This is a genomic window from Nitrospirota bacterium (genome assembly GCA_030645475.1).
GTDB lineage: Bacteria > Nitrospirota > Nitrospiria > Nitrospirales > Nitrospiraceae > Palsa-1315.
Genome location: JAUSMA010000069.1, coordinates 199,845 through 218,499, shown reverse-complemented (window position 1 = coordinate 218,499; position 18,655 = coordinate 199,845). Strand labels below are relative to the sequence as shown.

The window sequence follows — 18,655 nt, the reverse complement described above, 5'->3', positions numbered from 1 at the left end:
ATCGGGACAGGATGCGAGCCTTGAGGAATGCGCCAGCCGGCGTATACCTCAGGGCCGCTCGGCTAGTTGTGTCAGCTCGATTTCAAATGCGACGGCTGGGACGCTGATCTGCCATCGTTCGAGTACTTCCGGGTGCAACTCCCCAATCACACCAACCCGTTTCCCTTCGGACATAACACTGCCTGCACGTCCGGCAAGAAATGACGGATGCTGAATCGGCTCTAAGCTGTACGCTTGTCCCACATAGTAAAATAATGTGTCCAGACAGGAGTGGATTTCAGAGAAATGCGCATCGGCATGAGCGATCATCCCGCCGAGCACCATGACTGTGCGTGACCCGAGAGCCTGCGCAGGATCAGGCCTGGCCACTTCGCCGGCTTCGAATATCCGATGGGGGTAAAAGGCCCGGTTCGATGCCGCTTCTACGCGAAGCAACGACGGAAGCATCCATTGCCGAAGCGCAGAGAAGTTCAAGGACATTACATTGTCCACCTCGACCAGCTGCCCCCACTCAGTCCCTTCCAGCCGCATCGCATCACGCAGGTCCTGCGGGGAACCGAGAATGTTGGAAATAATTTCCTGAAAGCCCATACCGACCATGAGCGCTCGCACCCTGTCGGAGAACTCTTCGATACGTGAAAGCCCCCCGACCGTGAACTGCGAAGGCATCACCGGCAAAAAGTCCGCGTATCCTCGACTGATCGCCACATCTTCGACGACATCCATCGCATGCATCAGATCCTGTCGATACAACGGAAGTGTCACCGTCACTTGTTCAGCCTCCGTCGTCACCTCATAGCCATAGCCCACTAAGGCCTTGGCCACTTCATGAACGCCTAAGGCCTGCCCAAGGGCCTGCTCAATCGTATGGACAGAAAGTGTCCGCGACCTTCCCAGATCTTGGGGAGTCATAACGGCCTCGCCGAGATCGGTCTTGTAGGGATAGCGCACTTCGATCGGCTCAATCACTGCGCCACGATCTGCCAGATTCGCTGCAAAAATATTGAGAGTCAGGACCACCATCGAAAGGTCAGTGCCAGTCACCTCGACGAAGAGGGCATCGTCTCCCACCTTCACTTCGCCGATTTCACGGCTATTGATGATCGGCGGGAAGGAAAGGGCTCGCCCCTTCGCATCGCGCAAGAATGGCAACCGATCCTGCCCAGCGAGAATCCCGCCGAACTCCAAGCCCTTGGGATGGACGAGCAATATTTCTCCCAACGTCATGACCGTATCCATACCCAGCGGCGTGAAGGCGGCTTCGCCTGGCTTCACCAAGTCATAGGTAACAGGAAACTCGATCGCCGTAAGCCGATAGAGCCCGATCGACACGGTCCGTCGTTTACGGCCGAACATCTCGGCCAGTTTTTCTTGTGTCTGGATCAGCTGCGCAAGACCATCTTTCGTCACGCGATAACCGGTCGCCGTGCAGGCCGCCACAAATGGGCGAACCTTCTCCAGGCCGGGAGTCACGTTCAGTCGCTTCGGTGATTGCGGTTTGGTCGCAAGAAAGTCGTACTTCGGAAGGGAACCCTGCCGCTTCACCCGGATCTGCCGTGCAATCCCTTCGCAGCACCAGAGATCGGGACGGTTGCTATCTTGTAATTCAATGCGCAGTTCGCCGGTATCCGGATTCTGCCCCTTCAACTCACCCTTCACGAGCATCAACGAGTCTTCGATTTGTTCCAGCGTAATCGGTTGACGGGCCTCTCCAGGCCCTGCAAGCAATCCCTCAAGATCCTGTTTGAAAATCGTAATCGTGGGCATGTGAAACCTAGAAAGCCCCCTTGGTGGAGCGGATGAGATCAAGATTGTCGGTAAACAACTCGCGAATATCGTGAATCCCGAGCGCCACCATCGCCATGCGATCGAGCCCAAGCCCCCAGGCGATCACCGGAACGGTCACACCCAACGGAAGAGTGACCTCCGACCGGAACAGCCCGGCTCCGCCAAGCTCCATCCAGCCAAGCTTCGGATGGCGCACATGCATCTCGACCGAGGGTTCGGTGAACGGGAAGTAGGCCGGAAGAAACTTGACCTCCTTCGCCTGGGCCACTTCACGGGCAAAGAGATTCAGCAGACCGAGCAACGTACGAAAGTTGATGTCTTCGCCAAGGACGATCCCTTCCACCTGGAAAAAATCGGTCGCATGCGTCGCATCGACTTGGTCATAACGAAAACAACGGGCGATGGAAAAATACTTTCCCGGTACCGCCGGTTGTGCGGCCAACGTATGGGCCGAAACGGCCGTCCCCTGGCTTCGCAAGACCAGCCGGCGCGCACGCGCCATATCGAAGGGATAGTTCCAGCCGGTTGAACCGGTTGCACCGCCATCCTGATGCGCTTGCGCGACCCGAGACAAAAACGGTTCTGCAATCGACGTGGCCTGTTTCGGCTCCTTGACGAAATAGACGTCATGGATGTCTCGTGCCGGATGGAACTGCGGCATAAAGAGGGCGTCCATGTTCCAGAATTCGGTCTCCACCAGCGGGCCCCGCATTTCCTGGAATCCCATGCTCACAAGCTTCGTCTTCACGGTATCGAGAAACTCGCGATAGGGATGTTTTTTGCCCGGCGCAATCCGTGGCGCGCGAAGACTGATCGTGTACTTACGGAAGCGTTTCGTTCGCCAGCTCCCGTCTTTCAATAGCTCGGGAGTCAGCTGGGAGACCTCTTCCAAGACCCCTTGTTTGGAGAGCTGCTGCGCAGCCTCCATACCGGCGGCAGAAAGCTTCAGCGATCTGGCGACCCGATCATCGATGCGGAATGGCTCTTTCGCATTTCCTCGTTTGACGGCATGGTCTTGAATGACTTGCCGTTGTGCGTCTGAAAATGACTGCATCTCCCGAGGCGCTTGATGAACCTGTTGTAGTAATCCCCGTATGGCCTCTGCAGTTGGGCTCGGCCGGCCGGTCGATTCGATACAGCCGCCTTGAATGATCAGGAGTGCGCCTTCTTTTTTAAGCCGACCAATCGCACCGCTCACTTCGGCCGGTTCCAGCCCCTCCCGCGATTGGATATCCTGAATGGTCAGACGTTTGCCCGTTGTCGCCGCCTCGCGAGCGGCAGCGAGCACCCGTTCAATCGGCGAATGCTTTTCAACGTACAGCTCGCCGACTTTGGTGAGCGAGACCATCGGCGTCACGATCTCGGTATCGACTGCCAACAACGACTTGGCAAGCAACCATTCGACCGCCATGCTCAGCTGCGAGGGCTCCAACCCGGAGGACTGCGCCAACTGTTCTGTTTGGAGCACCGCAGAGGGATTCAAGGCAAAGGTCGAAAGGACTTTGACTTCGAGGGGATGGAGGCTATCGATGAGGGAAGAAATATTCACTCGCGAGGCCTATCGTTGAACAGAGACGCGCTGTGGCGTCGTGGAAGAAAGTTGGCCGGCTGCGCGCATCGCAGCGATCGTTGCGGCATAGTCACGACTAGAGAAAATGGCCGATCCTGAGACCAAGACATCGGCTCCCGCAGCAAGCACCTGGTTCGCATTGTCGATCTTGACGCCACCGTCCACTTCGAGCAACGCGCGGCTTCCCGCCCGATCGATCATGGCCCGCGCCGAAGCAATCTTCTTGAGACAGGAAGGGATAAACGTTTGGCCGCCAAAACCAGGATTGACTGACATGATCAGGACCAAATCGACCTCGGAGAGAATTTCCTCAATCGTGCTGAGTGAGGTGGCCGGATTCAGCGTCACCCCGGCCTTGACGCCTCGTTCCTTGATCGATTGCACCGTGCGATGGAGATGAGGGCAGGCTTCTACGTGAACCGTGAGGTAATCCGCTCCCGCCTCGGCGAACTCCGCGATGAAGGCATCGGCATTCGTCATCATGAGATGGACATCGAGCGGCAACTTGGTCACTTTTCTGAGCGCCGCCACGATCGGCGGACCGATGGTCAAATTGGGGACGAAATGCCCGTCCATGACATCGATATGGAGAAAGTCAGCCCCTCCCCGCTCCACGGCTGCCACTTCATCGGCCAGTCTGGCAAAGTCAGACGCAAGAATTGAAGGAGCGATAAAAATAGGGCGTGCCATCAGGAAACCTTCTTCAGTCGTGCAGCGTAAAATCCGTCCATCGAGAACTGGTTCCCTACTGTCGAGAATGCGCCTTGTTCGGTGACAAAACCACGTGCCTCAGGCGGGAGCCAGCGAACAACGGACTCACGCTGAAACTCCGCATGGGCACGACAGAATTGCTCGATCACATCTTCATTTTCTTCCGATTCTGTCGAGCACGTACTATAGACCAGCACCCCGCCGGGCCGCAAGCATGGCGCAACGGCCTCAAGAATCTGGCACTGAAGCGCCTGATGTCGAGGGAGCGACTGCTCATCCTTTCGCCACTTCGCTTCGGGATGCCGCCGTAACACACCGAGCCCACTACAGGGGGCATCCACCAAAATTCGATCAACCAATAGTTCGCCGACTTTGGTTTTCTTCACGGAGGAACCAGCGGCCGTCTCGATCAGAGGAACCCACTCCCTCGGCTGGCGAATATCGCCGATGATCGGCACGACAATCTGAAGGTTGAGCCGGCTGCAATTACTTTTCAGCAGATCCAGGCGGGTCCCTTTCCGATCGACGGCGTAGATCGTCCCCTTGTTCTGCATCAGATCGGCCAGATGGGTGGATTTCCCTCCCGGCGCCGCACAAGCATCGAGTATGACATCACCAGGCTGAGGGTCAAGAAGAAGAGGAATCAATTGCGCGGCTTCATCTTCGACATAAAAGGCGCCCTCTTGAAACCCCGGAAGCGAAGGCACGAGGCCACCGTCTTCCAGCACGATGCCAAACGGGCTTACGGTGGTCTGCTTAGCTGCAATACCAGCCTGCGCAAACTGTTCGAGGAGCGCGTCCCTACTCGTAACGAGCTGGTTCACCCGAAGCGTCATCGGAGGCGCAATGCTGACTCCCTCGCAAACCGCCTCCGCAGTGGCTGGACCTAGACGCTCCACCCATCGCCGGCTGAGCCATCCAGGAATTGAGTACCGTACGGCGAGGGCCTGAGCCGGATCCTGGTCCATACTGGGCCAGGGCTCAGGAGGATGACGCAAGAGCGAGCGCAACACCGCATTGACGAGACCGCTCCAGTCCCTGCCCACTGTGCCGGCAAAAGCTCTGGTGAGGTTGACTGATTCGTTGACGGCAGCAGACTGTGGAATACGATCGAGAAACAACAGTTGATAGGCCCCGAGACGAAGCACCATCTGCACGGCGACGGGAAGGCGAAGCAACGGCTTGTCCAAAACCGGTTCAAGCCGCCAATCGATAGTTGCAAGCCGCCGCAAGACTCCATAGGTGAGTTCCACCGTGAGCGCCCGATCACGACTGTCGAACGAGCAACGCGCAAGGGCTCGGTCCAACAGCACATCAACGCCCTCCTCGCTCTTGTCGGACTCCACCAGCAACGAGAGGGCGATCGCACGGGCTGACGGTGCGGTCTGGACAGTAAAGAGGGATCGAGGACCAGATGCCATAGGTGACTCAGAGGATACTCAGATTGTTGAATGAATAGACAGGAAACTAGGAAGGAACCGGTCCCCCTAACTGCAATCCAACGGCAATCGGGTGGCCTGCCAAATATTGAGAGACAACCATGCGGCGACTATTGGCCGGCTGCAATTCCATCACGGCAAGGACTCCCTCTCCGGTTGCGACATGAATCGCCTCTTTGGTCACGGCAACAACTGTCCCCGGAGGCTTTGAGGCCGATTCGTAAAGCGCCAGGGCTCGCCAGATCGTCCATCGGTCACCTCCAGCCACGGAGGTATAGGCCCCCGGCCAGGGAGCGAGGCCACGGACCCGATTGGCCAACACCGTGGCAGGCAAGGCCCAATCGATCACGCCATCTTCTTTGTTCAGTAAGGGTGCCAACGTCGCCTGTGACGAATCTTGTGGCCGCGGCACGAGGGTGCCGGCCTTGAGTCGGGCAATCGTTTCGACCAGTAATCTGCCTCCGAGTTCCGCCAAACGTGGCGAGAGGGTGCCTGCCGTATCCTCAGGGGTAATAGGGATGGCTTCTTGAAGCAACATCGCGCCGGTATCCATCCCCTCATCCATCAGCATGGTCGTAATGCCTGTTTCCATCTCGCCGTTGATGATGGCCCACTGGATCGGACCGGCGCCGCGATATTTGGGAAGAAGGGAACCATGCACATTGATGCAGCCACGCAGGGGAAGTGAGAGGATGGCCGGAGGTAAGATACGCCCGAACGCCGTAACCGCAATGAAGTCCGGCTTCCAGCCAGCCAGAGTCTGGAGAAATTCAGGATCCTTCATCTTGAGTGGTTGCAGCAGAGGAATTTTTGCTCGCAGGGCCAGCAGTTTTACCGGTGACGGCGTGAGGACTTGCCCGCGCCCTTTCGGGCGATCCGGTTGTGTGACCACCCCAACAACGGAATCGTCCGACTGCAACAAGGCCTCAAGAGAGGCAACCGCAAAGTCTGGTGTGCCCATAAATACAAGACGCATATTATCGCTTTAGCATTGCAGGTGAGCGAAAGCAACTTGGAGGCAAGGAGAGCGGCTTGACTTGCCGTTCAACGCTTTGTTAGCATCCTTCTGCGGGGTGGAGCAGCCCGGTAGCTCGTTGGGCTCATAACCCAAAGGTCAGAGGTTCAAATCCTCTCCCCGCAACCAACCAGTTCTTTTCTCCTCACTTCATCGTCCATGATCGCAGTCTCAAGCAGGCCTCTGTTCGCTATTTGGCGTCTCAGCACTTGCACGGAATTGTGGTATGCATTGGACGAATCCTCTTCTGATGCTATATTGCGTCCTGCAAGCACAAGACGTGAGGAGTTCCATGCACTTCGTCCGCATCGGCAAAAAAGCCCTCAATCTCGATAGTGTAAGCTACTGCGAAGCACAGATTTGGCAAGATGAGATGTCGCTCAAGGTCTATTTCGCCGGATCCGCGAACAATACCCCGCTGGTCTTCGCCGAAGAAGATGCCAAAGAGCTGTGGAAGTACTTGGATTACGTCGCTGAAAAACCTGTCTAACGCCTCTCCCCCTTCAACATTCTGATTGTACCTTTCGTTTTGCTCGTGAATCTCTCCAGACTCTTGAACTCGACCTCTAGTACTGTTGGCCTGCGAGCAGAGGCGGATCGATCATCACGACCGGCATAACCCAACCGTCTTTCCTGTAGCCACGATAGTAGGCGAATACCTTTTTCACATAATCCTGCGTTTCCTTATAAGGCGGGATCTGCCCATATCGATCCACCTTTCGTTCGCCCGCGTTATAGGCAGCCACGGCTAACCGGAGATTTCCGTGGAACCGATCCAGAAGGTAACGCAAATGTTTGGCTCCACCGGTGATGTTGTCGTTCGTATCGTACAAGTTGCGCACGCCATGACGGATAGCGGTTTCCGGAATCAATTGCATCAGTCCTACCGCTCCTACCTTTGAAACCACTGTCGGATTAAATGAAGACTCAGCCTTCATCACCGCAAGGCGCAAGGCCGGTTGAATCTGATACTGCTGTGCCGCACGACTAACCGCCTGTTCAAGCTCCAGATCCGCCAACCCATGGTGGTAGTGGGCCTTGCGGCGAACGGCTGTAACAGAATCGTCTGTCCGTCGATGCCCGATGTCCACCACATTCGTGGGACCGACGTATCCAAATACCGGCTCGTCGGCGAGAGCAGACGGCGCTGACGTCACCATCAATATCGCCACTACGCAGGCAAGAAAACTGGCAGAACCTAAAGGGATGAAGGTTCTAAGACCAGAGCCATTGCTAGATGATTCATTGTAAGTCTCAACCCTGTTCATCTTGTCTCCTCCCCATGCCGAAACCTCTGTCGCCCTATGGATCGGCTTTCATGTTACTCGGGAGCTCACTCGACCCTCTGTCGTTGTACGCGCAGGTTCTGTGCCGCCTTGCGGGGAGGGAGAAATCCTTAGCTCTGCCATGATTTCAATGACTTGCGGCTACCAGGCACCCCCTCATTTTGCGGGGAGATGAGGATGGGGTCTATCATTTTTTTGGCTCTCCTTGCCGCACTTTGCGGCTCGGTGAATATCCTACGGGAGAGCCCTCTCTTTTATTCAAGATCCCACAAATGAGGGGGTTTCTCGCCTCCCCAAGAAAGACTGTGTTACGCTCTGCTCTCCGAGTTATCTGACTGGGAAGGAATCGATTGTCATGACGAAGCTTCGGTACTGTGAACGAGTCGACACGCACTTCCCTGTTGTATTTGCCGGTGAGGCCTACGTGGGGGAGGGAACCGTGCTCAACGTATCTGTCCCTGGCTGCGCTATTCACAGTCGAAAGCGAGTACGGCCTGGCTCCTATCTTGAGATGAGAATACTCGTTCCTGACGCCCCGTCTCCGCTCCGAGTCGGGTTAGCCAAAGTGCGCTGGTGCGAGGGCCGACAGTTCGGTGTCGAATTTATCCGAATGCCTGGTGAAGACCAAGTCCACTTAGGTCGGCTGGTCAAAAAAGAGGCTCCCCTCGCCCTGCTACCTCAGACCGATAGGTGGCAAGGGCGCGCTCCTAATCGTCGGATCGGCCGGTAAGGGGGGGAAATACATGACAAGAGGCATTCTGATCACCATGGTACTGTTTCTCGCCGGCTGCGCTGAACCCTATACGGTGTTCCATAACCAGACAGGCAACCCGCTCGTGATGGGTCGCCGGGCCTACTCCTACGAAGGCTGCCTCTCCACGATGCACGAGGAAGCCGCTCAGCTTGGGGTCACATTTCGCACGATTCAAGTGAGAGGTTCCTGGGAAGGTCGATCCCTCCTCTGGCCCTTCGAGCCAGGGTATGCGTGCGAAGGGGCCATCGGCCCCGAACGCCTCCTACGCGGGCCCTATCCGAACGTTCCACCCCTCTCACCTCAAGGATAATAGCGCTCGCTTCCCGCTCTTTTTGGGTTCACCCCCATTTCTAAAACCCAACAGCTATTTCTTCTTATCAATCCCCCAAGAGAGCTGTTGACAATACCACTGCTGGAGCAGTATCAATCGGCTAACACTACTGGATGTAGCCTATGAGTTGTCCATTCTTGGACTCCCTCTCCGCTTCCGGCCAAAAGCCAAAACCTACGGAAGGAGGTGGCTCACGTTGAGCTCGCCGAGCTACTCACTTTTCAGGAACCGATAGCAGCAACGTTCATCGGTAAATTCGCAGAAGTGTTTGATTCGCCGGCCGCACACTATTCGCAATAATTTTATGTAGAAGGAGTTGCCATGGAAGACCTAGTTATCGAAGAAGAAGGCGCCTCATCCGCACTGAAAATTACGCTCGGGGATTTTCTCGTGTTCATCAATTGGATGAATCAAACAGAAAAATCCCTCGATCGTGCCGAAGCCCTGCCGACCATTCCTGACTTGGATTCCGGCAAGGTCAAAGGCTGGGTCCAACTCGTGCAGCGACTTGAGGAACGCTTCCGCCGGAGCGAGGAAAAGAAGCTGGCGCTTGAAGCCAACGTGATCGCACAAGAAGCCCAGTTGGGACAACTCTTGTCGCACTTGCATGCCAACATCGCCTCGCTCTATGACAACCTGGGACAGTCACAGAAAGCTGAGGAAGTTCGGCGACGAGCTGAAGCACTTCATGTAGCGTAGACCAGGACGCTGCATCCCGAATGGTCCGTGGCAACTTCCATGACCGCCCCTAGGGAGTGGCCTGGAAGGAATCACGTTGGATTGCATCTGCTTGCGAGGGGTAGTTATGTCCTGAACCTGGAAGAAAACCTCACAGGTTTTCCGCATTTGCTTTGTCATCCCTCTCCTCTTGGCTATAATCACACTGCCGAATCTGGCATGTTCCTCAGAGGCAACTGACAAGGAACAAGACGCCGAACGAGATGGATTCACTCGGCAGCGGGGGAGTTGGATGATCAAAGTGCTCCTCGTCGAAGACAATGATGTCGACGCGCAACTCACGCAAGATCTCCTGTCTGAATGGAGCATCGAGGAATTCAGGATCACTCGCGTGAAAACGCTGGGAGAGGGACTGGCGCTACTCGGCCGTGACCGGTTCGACGCAGTCCTCTTGGATCTGTCCCTCCCGGATGCCTTCGGTCTTCCGACTGTCAGACAAGTCCACGCCACAAGTCCAACAATCCCGGTGGTCGTCCTAAGCGGTGTCAGCGACCAAAGCCTGGCGCTTCAAGCCGTTCAACAGGGGGCGCAAGATTATCTCGTCAAAGGGCAAGGCCATCCTGAACTGCTAGCTCGTGCCGTCCGTTATGCGATAGAACGGAAACGCTCAGAAGAACGCCTGACCTACCTCGCGCAGTACGATCACTTGACTGGGCTGGTGAATCGCAGCCTCTTTCGTGATCGGCTGCTTCAAGCCATGGCTCGAAGCAAGCGACTACAACAACCGATTGGCCTCATGCTCCTCGACCTCGATCGGTTCAAGGCCGTGAATGATACCTTTGGGCACGACATGGGTGACGACCTGCTTAAGGCCGTATCGGAGCGTCTCAAGACCTGTGTGCGTGAAGTCGATACCGTGGCCCGGATGGGCGGAGACGAGTTCACCATTATCCTGGAAGGCGTTTCCTCTGACCAGAATATCCTGGTGGTGGCGAAACGCATCACGGAGTCGATCGCCACGCCGTTCGAACTACAGGGCCATCACATCTCCATCGGGGTCAGCATTGGCGTGACGATTTATCCGCACGACGATCATCCCGTCGACGAATTACTGAAGCATGCCGACACGGCAATGTATCGAGCAAAACAGCAAGGCGGCAACAGCTTTCACCTACACGAAGCCGCTGAGGCGCACGTTCCGAATCTCCCCGCATAACGTAGCCACAGGCTGCTGGCATCCAGAGTATCGAGGGCCAGTACAGGCTTCCTGTCCTCCAAGATTTTCTCTTTTCACTTTACGCGCCCAGCCGAGATAGCAGGTATCCTCGTCACCGTCCGATGTCACCTAGCGGCTGGTCTGTTACGATCAAGGTTCCTCGCGGATTGGGGGCAAGAATGTTTGAGGTGTCGAGCGCCTCCCGACCAGGAGTCGGGTGGGAATCGGGAGTCATCACAATCCCCCAATGCTGATTCTCACTGCAGGTATTGTCGACGAGAAGTGCTTCCGCGTGATGGAAGAGGAGAATCCCGCTCAGCATGTTTTCACGGCACTGGTTTCTAACGAGCTCAGGATGGCTCCCTGAATCCCGGACCGCAATGCCGAAATGGTGGTTGCCCCTGCAGACATTGTCGGCAATCCTCGGCTGTGCTCCGGCAAACACAAATATCCCCGATTCCCGGTTGCCACAAACTTCATTCCCGACAAATGTCAGTCGTGATTGCGGCCCATAAATTACCACGCCGGAGAGAATACCCTCCGTGGCACGGCACTGGGTCACCGTACAAGAGGAGTCGAGCAGGTTCATCGCAGAATTTTGGTCACTTCCGACGTATCGAAACGTGATGCCAGAGATGCGCCCACTGGGGACCTGCTGGAGATAGAGAGGCCCTCCACGACGGGAAAAAATCTGCACGTCATCTCGACCGGCTCCAACCAAATGTATCGGTCGCCCCGTGACAAAGACTTTGTCCTCATAGATCCCGGGACGAACAAACACCTGGTCCAGCTCACCAGCATCGAGAAGCGCCGCACTGGGTCGCGGATAGGCGTCGGCGTCATTCGCATCGACGATCAAAGTCTTTCCACCGAGTGGATTCGGCGGAGGCTCAGTCTTCATGTCCACATCTCTTCATCCTCACAGGATTGGTTCTCTGCACTCGGCCACTGGCCCAAAATCAGGAGCGGCATTATTTCGGGCAGATCCACGCAAGTCAAGTTCATCTCAAGCCGTTGACACCCGTCACTTCAACTCAATAGTGGTCTCAATTTTGTCAAGCCAGGAATCACACACACCTCGTACAAATCTGTCATCCAGGCAGGACTGGCACTCGGCAACTTCTGCCACGGAACGAGGCCAAACTACTGGATTCACATCTGTTTTAGCCATGCCGGATCGCTCGTATGGTGGCATGGCGATTGCGGTATCACGGGGATATGGGTAATGAGACCAGGCTGAGCAGTATGGAGGCATCACGATGACAATACTGAAAATTGTGCTCCCAGGAATCCTGGCGGTGCTGCTATCGTTCAATCCCGCTGTCGCTGCACCGTCCCACATGCAGGACTCGTCTCGACACCTCTATGATCGAGTGATGGAAGAGTTTAAACATCGGGATTACGAAGCTGCGCTGGCAGGATTTCGATTCTTTCTCGAACTGCACGGGCAATCCTCTTTGGCCGCCAACGCGCAGTATTGGGTGGGAGAATGCCAGTACCGGCTCGGGCGCTATAAGGAAGCCCTGAAGTCATTTTACAACGTCGTGTCCGACTATCCGATGAGCCAAAAACTTGCGGCGTCCACGCTCAAACTTGGTCAAACCTACGCCAAGATCAAGGATCATGAGAAAGCCCGCATGATGTACGAACGAGTCATCGATCAATATCCAGAGAGCGCAGAAGCCGAACTGGCGAGGAAAGCCATTGACGTCGCCGCGATACGTGATGTGGAACCGGCAACACAGCTGGTTGGCACCGGCCCTGGCGAATAGAGTCGCATCCCGGCGGTCACTCGTCTTCGCCGACGCCAAGCAGCTGAGCCAGCTGAGGCACGGTATAAGACGTGTTGGGCTTCAAGGTGGTCAAGGTAATGCCCGCTGCCTGCAGAACAGCCTGGATCTCGCGAGTTCGAGTGACCTCATGTGGCTGAGGAGGGAACCCTTCCTCAAGCAACACAACCTGCTCGGCCGCCTTCGTTCCCGGGTGAACCAACACAAAGTCGAGTTGCTTCAGCGCGATCTGCCTCAACACCTGAGACCGAACCTTTCCCTCCGCCTCGACACTGACAACAGACCAGAGTGGAACCCTCGCAAAGACAAGATAATGATCTTCTACGGCCAAACGTATGAGATTGTAGAGCATGAGATCGGTGTCGGTCAGCAAGGGCTGAGGCCGCAACGTCACGCCAGGAGGAATCACTACGCTCTCTTTCCTGGCCGGCTCACTGCTTGATGAAATCATCAGGCGCCAAATCAGAAACACCAGAGACGCGATGGCAAGTCCGATAACAATATTCTCCATCATGCTGCTATCGCGCAGGAAAGGATTCACGCCAGCGTGGTCCGTTCGGCACAATCGTACCAAGAATCACGGAATGCGTAGCGCCCGTCACTGACGGAATATTGCCCCATTGGCCGGTCACGGTTTGATAGGCCAACAGTGCAAAGGCCACCGCTTCAAACGACTTACTGTCCCACCCCAGTGCTTCGAATGTGGTGACCGGAACCGGAGCGAATACGGTTGCGAGATGAGTCATGATCGCCCGATTGCGGACGCCACCGCCGCCCACCACCACCTCATCGATCTCTCCGTTGATCCACCGCCGCGACGTCCCCACCGCCTTGGCCGTCCACATACTGCAGGTCGCCAACAAATCCTCGATAGAGAGGCTCCGTTGCTGTTGAATCGCAATCAGCTCCTCGATGAGATCAGGACCAAACGCTTCCCGTCCGGTTGATTTCGGGGGTCGTTTTGACAGAAATGGGTGAGCGAGCAACTTGCCCAGCAATCGTGAATCGACCTGCCCCTTCATCGCTAACTTTCCATCGCGGTCCATCAACAATCGCCCGTCGGTCACGCGCACCATCAGACTGTCCAGCACCATATTAGCCGGCCCCGTATCGAAGGCCTGCACTCCACTAAGACGTCCCCCCTTCGGCACATAGGTCACGTTGCTGATGCCCCCGAGATTCACGACCAACCGTGCACGGCGCGCATGTTTCAACAGCAGAGCATGCGCGGCCGGCGTCAGTGGAGCCCCTTGGCCTCCTGCAGCAATATCCCGCGGCCGAAAGTTCGCAATCGTGGTAATCCCCGTTCGCTCGGCAATCACGGCCGGCTCGGCAATTTGGAGGGTTGAACGAATCGAGCCGACACCCGGCGCATGAACGCCGTGCGGAAGGTGGTGCACGGTTTGCCCATGCGAACCGATCAACGTCACATCGCTTGGCTGAAGTTTTGCCTGCCGAATCACATGCAGCGCGGCATTGGCGAACCATTCACCGAGCAGCGCATTGAGATGACAAATATCTGCGACCGTCCCGGAAACAGACGCGGAGAGAATACGCTGCTGTAACGAACGTGGATAGGCCAGCGTATGCGCGGCCAAGGTCCTCGCCTTCACCGTACGGCCTCGCCCGGTAATGTCCACAAGTGCGGCATCGACTCCGTCACCGGATGTCCCAGACATAAGTCCAACTACATGCATGTATGACGTCCTCCAATGGCTATCGAGCAGGCACTACAAAAAGCCTACGCTAATGGAACTGTTCGGTGGGGTCAAGCAGACACACGATTCTCAGGCTAGCAGGCTGCGAAATAGTCACTGTGCACGGCAAAATCCCAATGGCCTACATGCCGGAACAATAAGAAACCTGTCTGCGCGAAGCCGCTTCGGCGAAGGAAAGAACGAAACTGGCGTATTTTTTCAGCATCCTGCTAGACAGGCGCAATGCCCAACCGTATGATGGCCGACGCTACACAAAGACCACTTTCCAAGGATCGCATGACTGCGCGGGACCTCATCGAGACATGGGCACTTCGGCTTGAAGCCGAGCAGAAACGGGTGGGCACCTCAACGCTTGACCAGCCGATTGCTCAGGTAGCAGGCCGACTGCTGCATACCATCGGCACGCTGCACCTCTACGAGCTGACGCTCCCGCATGGTTCGTCCATCGCGCATGATACGCCCCTCTCCATTATCCCTTCTGACGATATGGAACCAACAGAAGGCATCGTACTTGGCGGGCAAGGTAACGTAATCCTTGTGCAGACGTTCGATACGATCGGACAGTCCTGCGCCAACACAACTGTGGTTCCTGATCGTGCCGGGCTTCTCGCTACGTCGGCCAAGCGATTGCGCGACATGCTCGCACAACCGGACTCCTATCGGCTCGGTCCGGCAGACCGATTGGCTCCCCTCCTCGAGACGACGACTGAAGCAGGAGAACTGTCCGGAACAGGGCCTGGCTCCTCAATTCTCATGACCATTTGGTCAGACGAGCTTTCGGTACGACGGCAGCGATTGGCTGTCCTCGTCATCGAACTGATTCGTGCGAATAAGCGTATCCTGCTGGTCTGTTCCGATCACCAGGCGGCGGATGCACTCGCCGGAACCATCGCGCGGGCCATGAAAGCCGTCGGACTCACGTATAAGACCTGGATCAGTCGCTATGAAATGACCTTGGCCCACCAGGCCGAGGGTATCGGGATTCAGGAACTGGGGTTCGAAGCCCAGATGCACCAGTTCTATGCCAAGTCTCGCGCAGACAAGGCCGCGCTCCGGCGCAAATACGAGCGGTTTCGAGAGTTGACCCCTGTGTTGGCCTACAAGGGGCAGAAACAAAAAGATCTCGATGAAGTGCGCCTGCTGGAATGGCGGCTGCTCACGCAGCTCACCGACATACAGAACAAGATCAAAGACGTGACTGCCACGCTGGCTGAATACGAGAACCTCCCGCTCTTTCGACGGCTCAGCCTGCAGGCCGTCGGGAAAAACGTCGAAACTCTGCATCAATATCTCGAACTGTATGAGAGTCAATGCGCTGAATTGAAGGGGGAACTCGATGTCGCCAAGGTGCGAATCGACGAACTCGTGCCGGAGGCCGCTGTACCGAAAGACATGCGGCCGGAATTTGACGAACTCAAAGAAGACATCGTCCATCTGGGCGGGACGAAAAAGATCCGGGAATTGCTCGCGGCCGAGGAAGATACCAACCGCCAGGCCTTCATCCAAAATCGGCGTCTCGTGGTCACCACCGCATCGCGGGTGCTGAGCGATCCCCTGTTCAGCCGGGTCCGGTTCGATGTCTTGATCGCCGATGAGGCGCCCTGGATCGCGGCAGCCCCCTTGCTCAGCGCAGCCGGGCTTGTCCGCGAGCGGATCGTGATCAGTGGAGACACCAGGGACATCGGGAAGGCCAGCCTCTGGGCCTCGCGAGCAGCGCAAGCGAAGTAACTCAAGCCCCTTGCTTGACGGGGACCTCAATAATTCAGGATAATCCCCTTCCACCTCGATGTGCCGAAGTGGCGAAACTGGCAGACGCACTAGATTCAGGGTCTAGCGCCCGCAAGGGTGTGCGGGTTCAAATCCCGCCTTCGGCACCAACTACTTCCATTTCAGATTTCTCGTCATAAGAACAACTCAGCCAGGCTGAGTGCTTGTCACCATTCGCCATCCGCATTCTTTCGCTAGATGAACAACCAGTATTCGACTGCTACCCAAACGTTAGATTAGGAACGAGCGGCGAGCCTGTGGGTTGAAAGAAGCATCATCAGGCGGCTGTGTAGCGCGGTGAGATCATCGAGCAGTTCAATCTTGCTATCGCGAAGGCGGTCTCCCATGGCACGGGCACCCTGGCCACCCACGGCCACAGACCAACGGGTCGCAAGATGCTCAAGTTCATGGAGTTGTTGCAGTGCCGCGGCCTCCAACCTCACCTCAGTGAGAGAAAGGAGCACGAGATCGGGCCTGATCTGCTCGCAAAATGTCAGGAGACCTGAATAGGGAAGGTTGGGGCCGAGGTAATAGACGTGGCACCCTTTGGTTGCGGCGATGTAGGCCACGGCCTGGGCGCCAATCTCATGTGTTTCGCCCTCCGGACAGGCGATGAGGATCCGTGGACCGAATTCATTTACCGGAAGTTGATTCATGACCGAAAACAACTTCTGTTGGATAATCTTCGTGACGTAGTGTTCGACAGCAACACTCAATCGACCTTCGTGCCACAGCTCGCCGATTCGGCGTTGTAGCGGGAGCAGAATCCGCTGAACGGCTTCTTCAAACGGAATGACGGCCACTGCACCGTTCAGTCTCCGCTCGAATCCTGCCTTATCGAGCGGGTCAAGCGATCCCATCAAATCGTCTAGCAGGCGATCATGAGGCTTCTGATCCTCCAGAGAAACAGGAGTCGCGATGCGCATACGTGCGACAAGCGAGTCGTGTCCCTCCGTTGCGAGTGAACCGATCGTTGCGCCTTGTTCCATCTGGTTCTTTACAAAGCGGAGGAGCGCCACCTCTTCGTCGCTATATTCGCGATAGCGATTGGAGCTCCGTGAAGGTTTGACAAGACCATACCGCCTCTCCCAGACGCGAATAACATCCTTCGAGAGACCGGTGAGCTTCGCAACTCTATGAATTCTATGAGTATTCATTATTTAAGTTTCATTATATTAGAATGTCCAATGTTTGTCAAATATTTACCAACATAACACTTGACACATTGGACAATACGGTTTATACGTTAGACATACTTGCTTCGAACATTGGACATCAATCCTATGGAGGCGATCATGGCCAGAGCGATGGCGGAGAAAACCAGAATTGAGCAGCTAGGAAACTCCAGCGTCTCTTCGGTTACCCAACATCAATCGACATGCAGCAGGTGCGGCGGGCTCATGGTGAGCGACTTCTGCATGGATTTGCTGAACAGCACCGGCGAGTTGGAGTTCGCCGCGAAACGCTGTGTGCAATGTGGCGAGGTCGTCGATCCGGTCATCCTGCGGAATCGAGGAACCAGGCATGAGCTGATCCTGGCGCCTCCGGCACATGTGCGAAGTAAGTCCTCTACGTCTCAAAGAGTGGTCCGGTCGTAGTTTTCAACCAAGGAGGTTTCCCATGCGGAGTCAAACGGTTCTTCAGGTCGGAATGGGGGTGGCATTGATGGCAGGGGCCATATCCGTCGCCGGTGCGGCGGACATGCCAAGTAGCGACAAGGACATGGTGCTCATCCCAAAGGGTGAGTTCACCATGGGGAGCAGTCACCATTCAGATGAGGCCAGGCACCAGGTCGTACTCGATGCCTATCTGATCGACAAGTTCGAAACGTCGAACGCCAGGTACAAAGAATTTATGAAATCCACCGGTCACCCGGCTCCGGCCTATTGGGACGATCCGCGGCTCAGCAAAGCCAATCAGCCGGTGGTCGGTGTGAGCTGGACTGACGCCAGCGCCTTCTGCAAGTGGGACGCGAAGCGGCTTCCGACGGAAGCAGAATGGGAGCGAGCTGCCAAGGGTCCGCAAGGCGACAACCATTATCCCTGGGGCCATACACTCGATCCGAAGAAAGCCAACTATGGGCAGAATGTCGGCCATACCACCCCGGTGGATTCCTACCCGGAAGGAGTGAGCGGGTTCGGAGTCTATAATATGGCGGGGAACGTGTTCGAATGGGTGGAGGACTGGTATGACCAGAAGTTCTATAAGGAGAGCCCTGCCCTGAATCCACGTGGCGCCGAGAAGGGCTACAACTTCGCCAATCAAGGCCCGGTGAAGGTGTTGCGCGGCGGTTCCTGGCTCGCGCCGGAAAGCTCCCTCCATACGAGCCATCGGTTCTGGAATCAACCGGACAATAACTCTTATGGGGTCGGCCTCGGGTTCCGTTGCGCGAAGTCGGCACAGACGGTGTCCGATGAAGCGATACAAGCAGGTCGTGATGCGTTCATTCAGGCATTAGTGGCAATGGGTGCGGAGAAGAACGCCGATGCGATGGCCTCCATCGAAAAGGCCTTGGCGTCGGAGCCTGGCAACAAGGAATACCTGGCGACCCGCGATCTGATCAAGAAGAGCATGAAGAAGAAATAGTGGAAG

The 18,655-nt window shown here is 56.2% G+C and carries 19 protein-coding genes and 2 tRNA genes; 11 read left to right on the top strand and 10 right to left on the bottom strand.

What is annotated here, in order from left to right; all coding sequences use genetic code 11:
- Positions 1 to 48: 48 nt before the first annotated feature.
- Genes pheT through fmt form a run of 5 tightly spaced genes read right to left on the bottom strand, consistent with a single transcriptional unit; the run spans position 49 to position 6,484 of the window.
- A complete protein-coding gene (gene pheT / locus Q7U76_16085) occupies positions 49 to 1,767 on the bottom strand; it encodes a phenylalanine--tRNA ligase subunit beta (protein ID MDO8357897.1) in 1,719 nt (572 codons plus the stop codon).
- A 7-nt stretch (positions 1,768 to 1,774) separates the two neighbouring features.
- Positions 1,775 to 3,337 carry a phenylalanine--tRNA ligase subunit alpha gene (locus tag Q7U76_16080; protein MDO8357896.1) on the bottom strand — a complete coding sequence of 521 codons (1,563 nt, stop codon included), beginning with the start codon at positions 3,335 to 3,337 and terminating at the stop codon, positions 1,775 to 1,777.
- A 9-nt stretch (positions 3,338 to 3,346) separates the two neighbouring features.
- Positions 3,347 to 4,048 carry a ribulose-phosphate 3-epimerase gene (gene rpe, locus Q7U76_16075; protein ID MDO8357895.1) on the bottom strand — a complete coding sequence of 234 codons (702 nt, stop codon included), beginning with the start codon at positions 4,046 to 4,048 and terminating at the stop codon, positions 3,347 to 3,349.
- Complete coding sequence (gene rsmB, locus Q7U76_16070) at positions 4,048 to 5,490, bottom strand: 16S rRNA (cytosine(967)-C(5))-methyltransferase RsmB (protein MDO8357894.1); 1,443 nt, start codon at positions 5,488 to 5,490, stop codon at positions 4,048 to 4,050. Before rsmB ends, rpe begins: the two co-directional genes overlap by 1 nt.
- Positions 5,491 to 5,536: 46 nt before the next feature.
- Positions 5,537 to 6,484, bottom strand: coding sequence for a methionyl-tRNA formyltransferase (gene fmt / locus Q7U76_16065; GenBank protein MDO8357893.1), 948 nt, complete (start codon positions 6,482 to 6,484; stop codon positions 5,537 to 5,539).
- A 91-nt stretch (positions 6,485 to 6,575) separates the two neighbouring features.
- Between fmt and Q7U76_16060 the strand changes: the two genes are divergently transcribed.
- A tRNA-Met gene (locus Q7U76_16060) sits at positions 6,576 to 6,652 on the top strand.
- Positions 6,653 to 6,815: 163 nt separating this feature from the next.
- Entirely contained in the window at positions 6,816 to 7,013 is a 198-nt protein-coding gene (locus tag Q7U76_16055) for a hypothetical protein (protein ID MDO8357892.1), read from the top strand.
- 76 nt (positions 7,014 to 7,089) lie between these two features.
- Here Q7U76_16055 and Q7U76_16050 read toward each other — a convergent pair whose 3' ends face one another.
- Positions 7,090 to 7,683, bottom strand: coding sequence for a lytic transglycosylase domain-containing protein (locus Q7U76_16050; GenBank protein MDO8357891.1), 594 nt, complete (start codon positions 7,681 to 7,683; stop codon positions 7,090 to 7,092).
- 481 nt (positions 7,684 to 8,164) lie between these two features.
- Here Q7U76_16050 and Q7U76_16045 point away from each other — a divergent pair, with 481 nt between their 5' ends.
- From Q7U76_16045 to Q7U76_16030, 4 genes are all read left to right on the top strand, one after another.
- Positions 8,165 to 8,539 carry a PilZ domain-containing protein gene (locus Q7U76_16045; protein MDO8357890.1) on the top strand — a complete coding sequence of 125 codons (375 nt, stop codon included), beginning with the start codon at positions 8,165 to 8,167 and terminating at the stop codon, positions 8,537 to 8,539.
- Between the two features lie 13 nt (positions 8,540 to 8,552).
- Positions 8,553 to 8,873, top strand: coding sequence for a hypothetical protein (locus tag Q7U76_16040; protein MDO8357889.1), 321 nt, complete (start codon positions 8,553 to 8,555; stop codon positions 8,871 to 8,873).
- Between the two features lie 342 nt (positions 8,874 to 9,215).
- Positions 9,216 to 9,593, top strand: a complete 378-nt coding sequence (locus tag Q7U76_16035) for a hypothetical protein (GenBank protein MDO8357888.1) — start codon at positions 9,216 to 9,218, stop codon at positions 9,591 to 9,593.
- 271 nt (positions 9,594 to 9,864) lie between these two features.
- Positions 9,865 to 10,788 carry a GGDEF domain-containing response regulator gene (locus Q7U76_16030; protein ID MDO8357887.1) on the top strand — a complete coding sequence of 308 codons (924 nt, stop codon included), beginning with the start codon at positions 9,865 to 9,867 and terminating at the stop codon, positions 10,786 to 10,788.
- 112 nt (positions 10,789 to 10,900) lie between these two features.
- Here Q7U76_16030 and Q7U76_16025 read toward each other — a convergent pair whose 3' ends face one another.
- On the bottom strand, positions 10,901 to 11,689 hold the full coding sequence (locus Q7U76_16025; protein ID MDO8357886.1) for a right-handed parallel beta-helix repeat-containing protein: 789 nt from the start codon (positions 11,687 to 11,689) through the stop codon (positions 10,901 to 10,903).
- Between the two features lie 358 nt (positions 11,690 to 12,047).
- Between Q7U76_16025 and ybgF the strand changes: the two genes are divergently transcribed.
- Positions 12,048 to 12,560 carry a tol-pal system protein YbgF gene (gene ybgF / locus Q7U76_16020; GenBank protein MDO8357885.1) on the top strand — a complete coding sequence of 171 codons (513 nt, stop codon included), beginning with the start codon at positions 12,048 to 12,050 and terminating at the stop codon, positions 12,558 to 12,560.
- Positions 12,561 to 12,576: 16 nt separating this feature from the next.
- On the opposite strand, the gene Q7U76_16015 is transcribed toward ybgF, so the two are convergent.
- Together Q7U76_16015 and Q7U76_16010 are read right to left on the bottom strand one after the other, a co-directional pair.
- A complete protein-coding gene (locus tag Q7U76_16015; GenBank protein MDO8357884.1) occupies positions 12,577 to 13,119 on the bottom strand; it encodes a DUF2726 domain-containing protein in 543 nt (180 codons plus the stop codon).
- Positions 13,097 to 14,275, bottom strand: coding sequence for an anhydro-N-acetylmuramic acid kinase (locus Q7U76_16010; protein MDO8357883.1), 1,179 nt, complete (start codon positions 14,273 to 14,275; stop codon positions 13,097 to 13,099). The genes Q7U76_16015 and Q7U76_16010 overlap by 23 nt, the downstream gene beginning before the upstream one ends.
- Before the next feature lie 243 nt (positions 14,276 to 14,518).
- Between Q7U76_16010 and Q7U76_16005 the strand changes: the two genes are divergently transcribed.
- Complete coding sequence (locus tag Q7U76_16005) at positions 14,519 to 16,024, top strand: hypothetical protein (GenBank protein ID MDO8357882.1); 1,506 nt, start codon at positions 14,519 to 14,521, stop codon at positions 16,022 to 16,024.
- Between the two features lie 62 nt (positions 16,025 to 16,086).
- Positions 16,087 to 16,173 (top strand) — tRNA-Leu (locus tag Q7U76_16000).
- A 126-nt stretch (positions 16,174 to 16,299) separates the two neighbouring features.
- Here the strand turns inward: Q7U76_16000 and Q7U76_15995 are convergent.
- Positions 16,300 to 17,220: a MerR family transcriptional regulator gene (locus Q7U76_15995; GenBank protein MDO8357881.1), complete on the bottom strand. Its 921-nt coding sequence runs from the start codon at positions 17,218 to 17,220 to the stop codon at positions 16,300 to 16,302.
- Positions 17,221 to 17,358: 138 nt separating this feature from the next.
- Here Q7U76_15995 and Q7U76_15990 point away from each other — a divergent pair, with 138 nt between their 5' ends.
- Together Q7U76_15990 and Q7U76_15985 are read left to right on the top strand one after the other, a co-directional pair.
- Positions 17,359 to 17,661 carry a hypothetical protein gene (locus Q7U76_15990; GenBank protein MDO8357880.1) on the top strand — a complete coding sequence of 101 codons (303 nt, stop codon included), beginning with the start codon at positions 17,359 to 17,361 and terminating at the stop codon, positions 17,659 to 17,661.
- Between the two features lie 22 nt (positions 17,662 to 17,683).
- Positions 17,684 to 18,649 (top strand): SUMF1/EgtB/PvdO family nonheme iron enzyme, encoded by a 966-nt coding sequence (locus tag Q7U76_15985; GenBank protein ID MDO8357879.1) that lies wholly within the window; start codon positions 17,684 to 17,686, stop codon positions 18,647 to 18,649.
- The last annotated feature ends 6 nt before the right edge of the window (positions 18,650 to 18,655 follow it).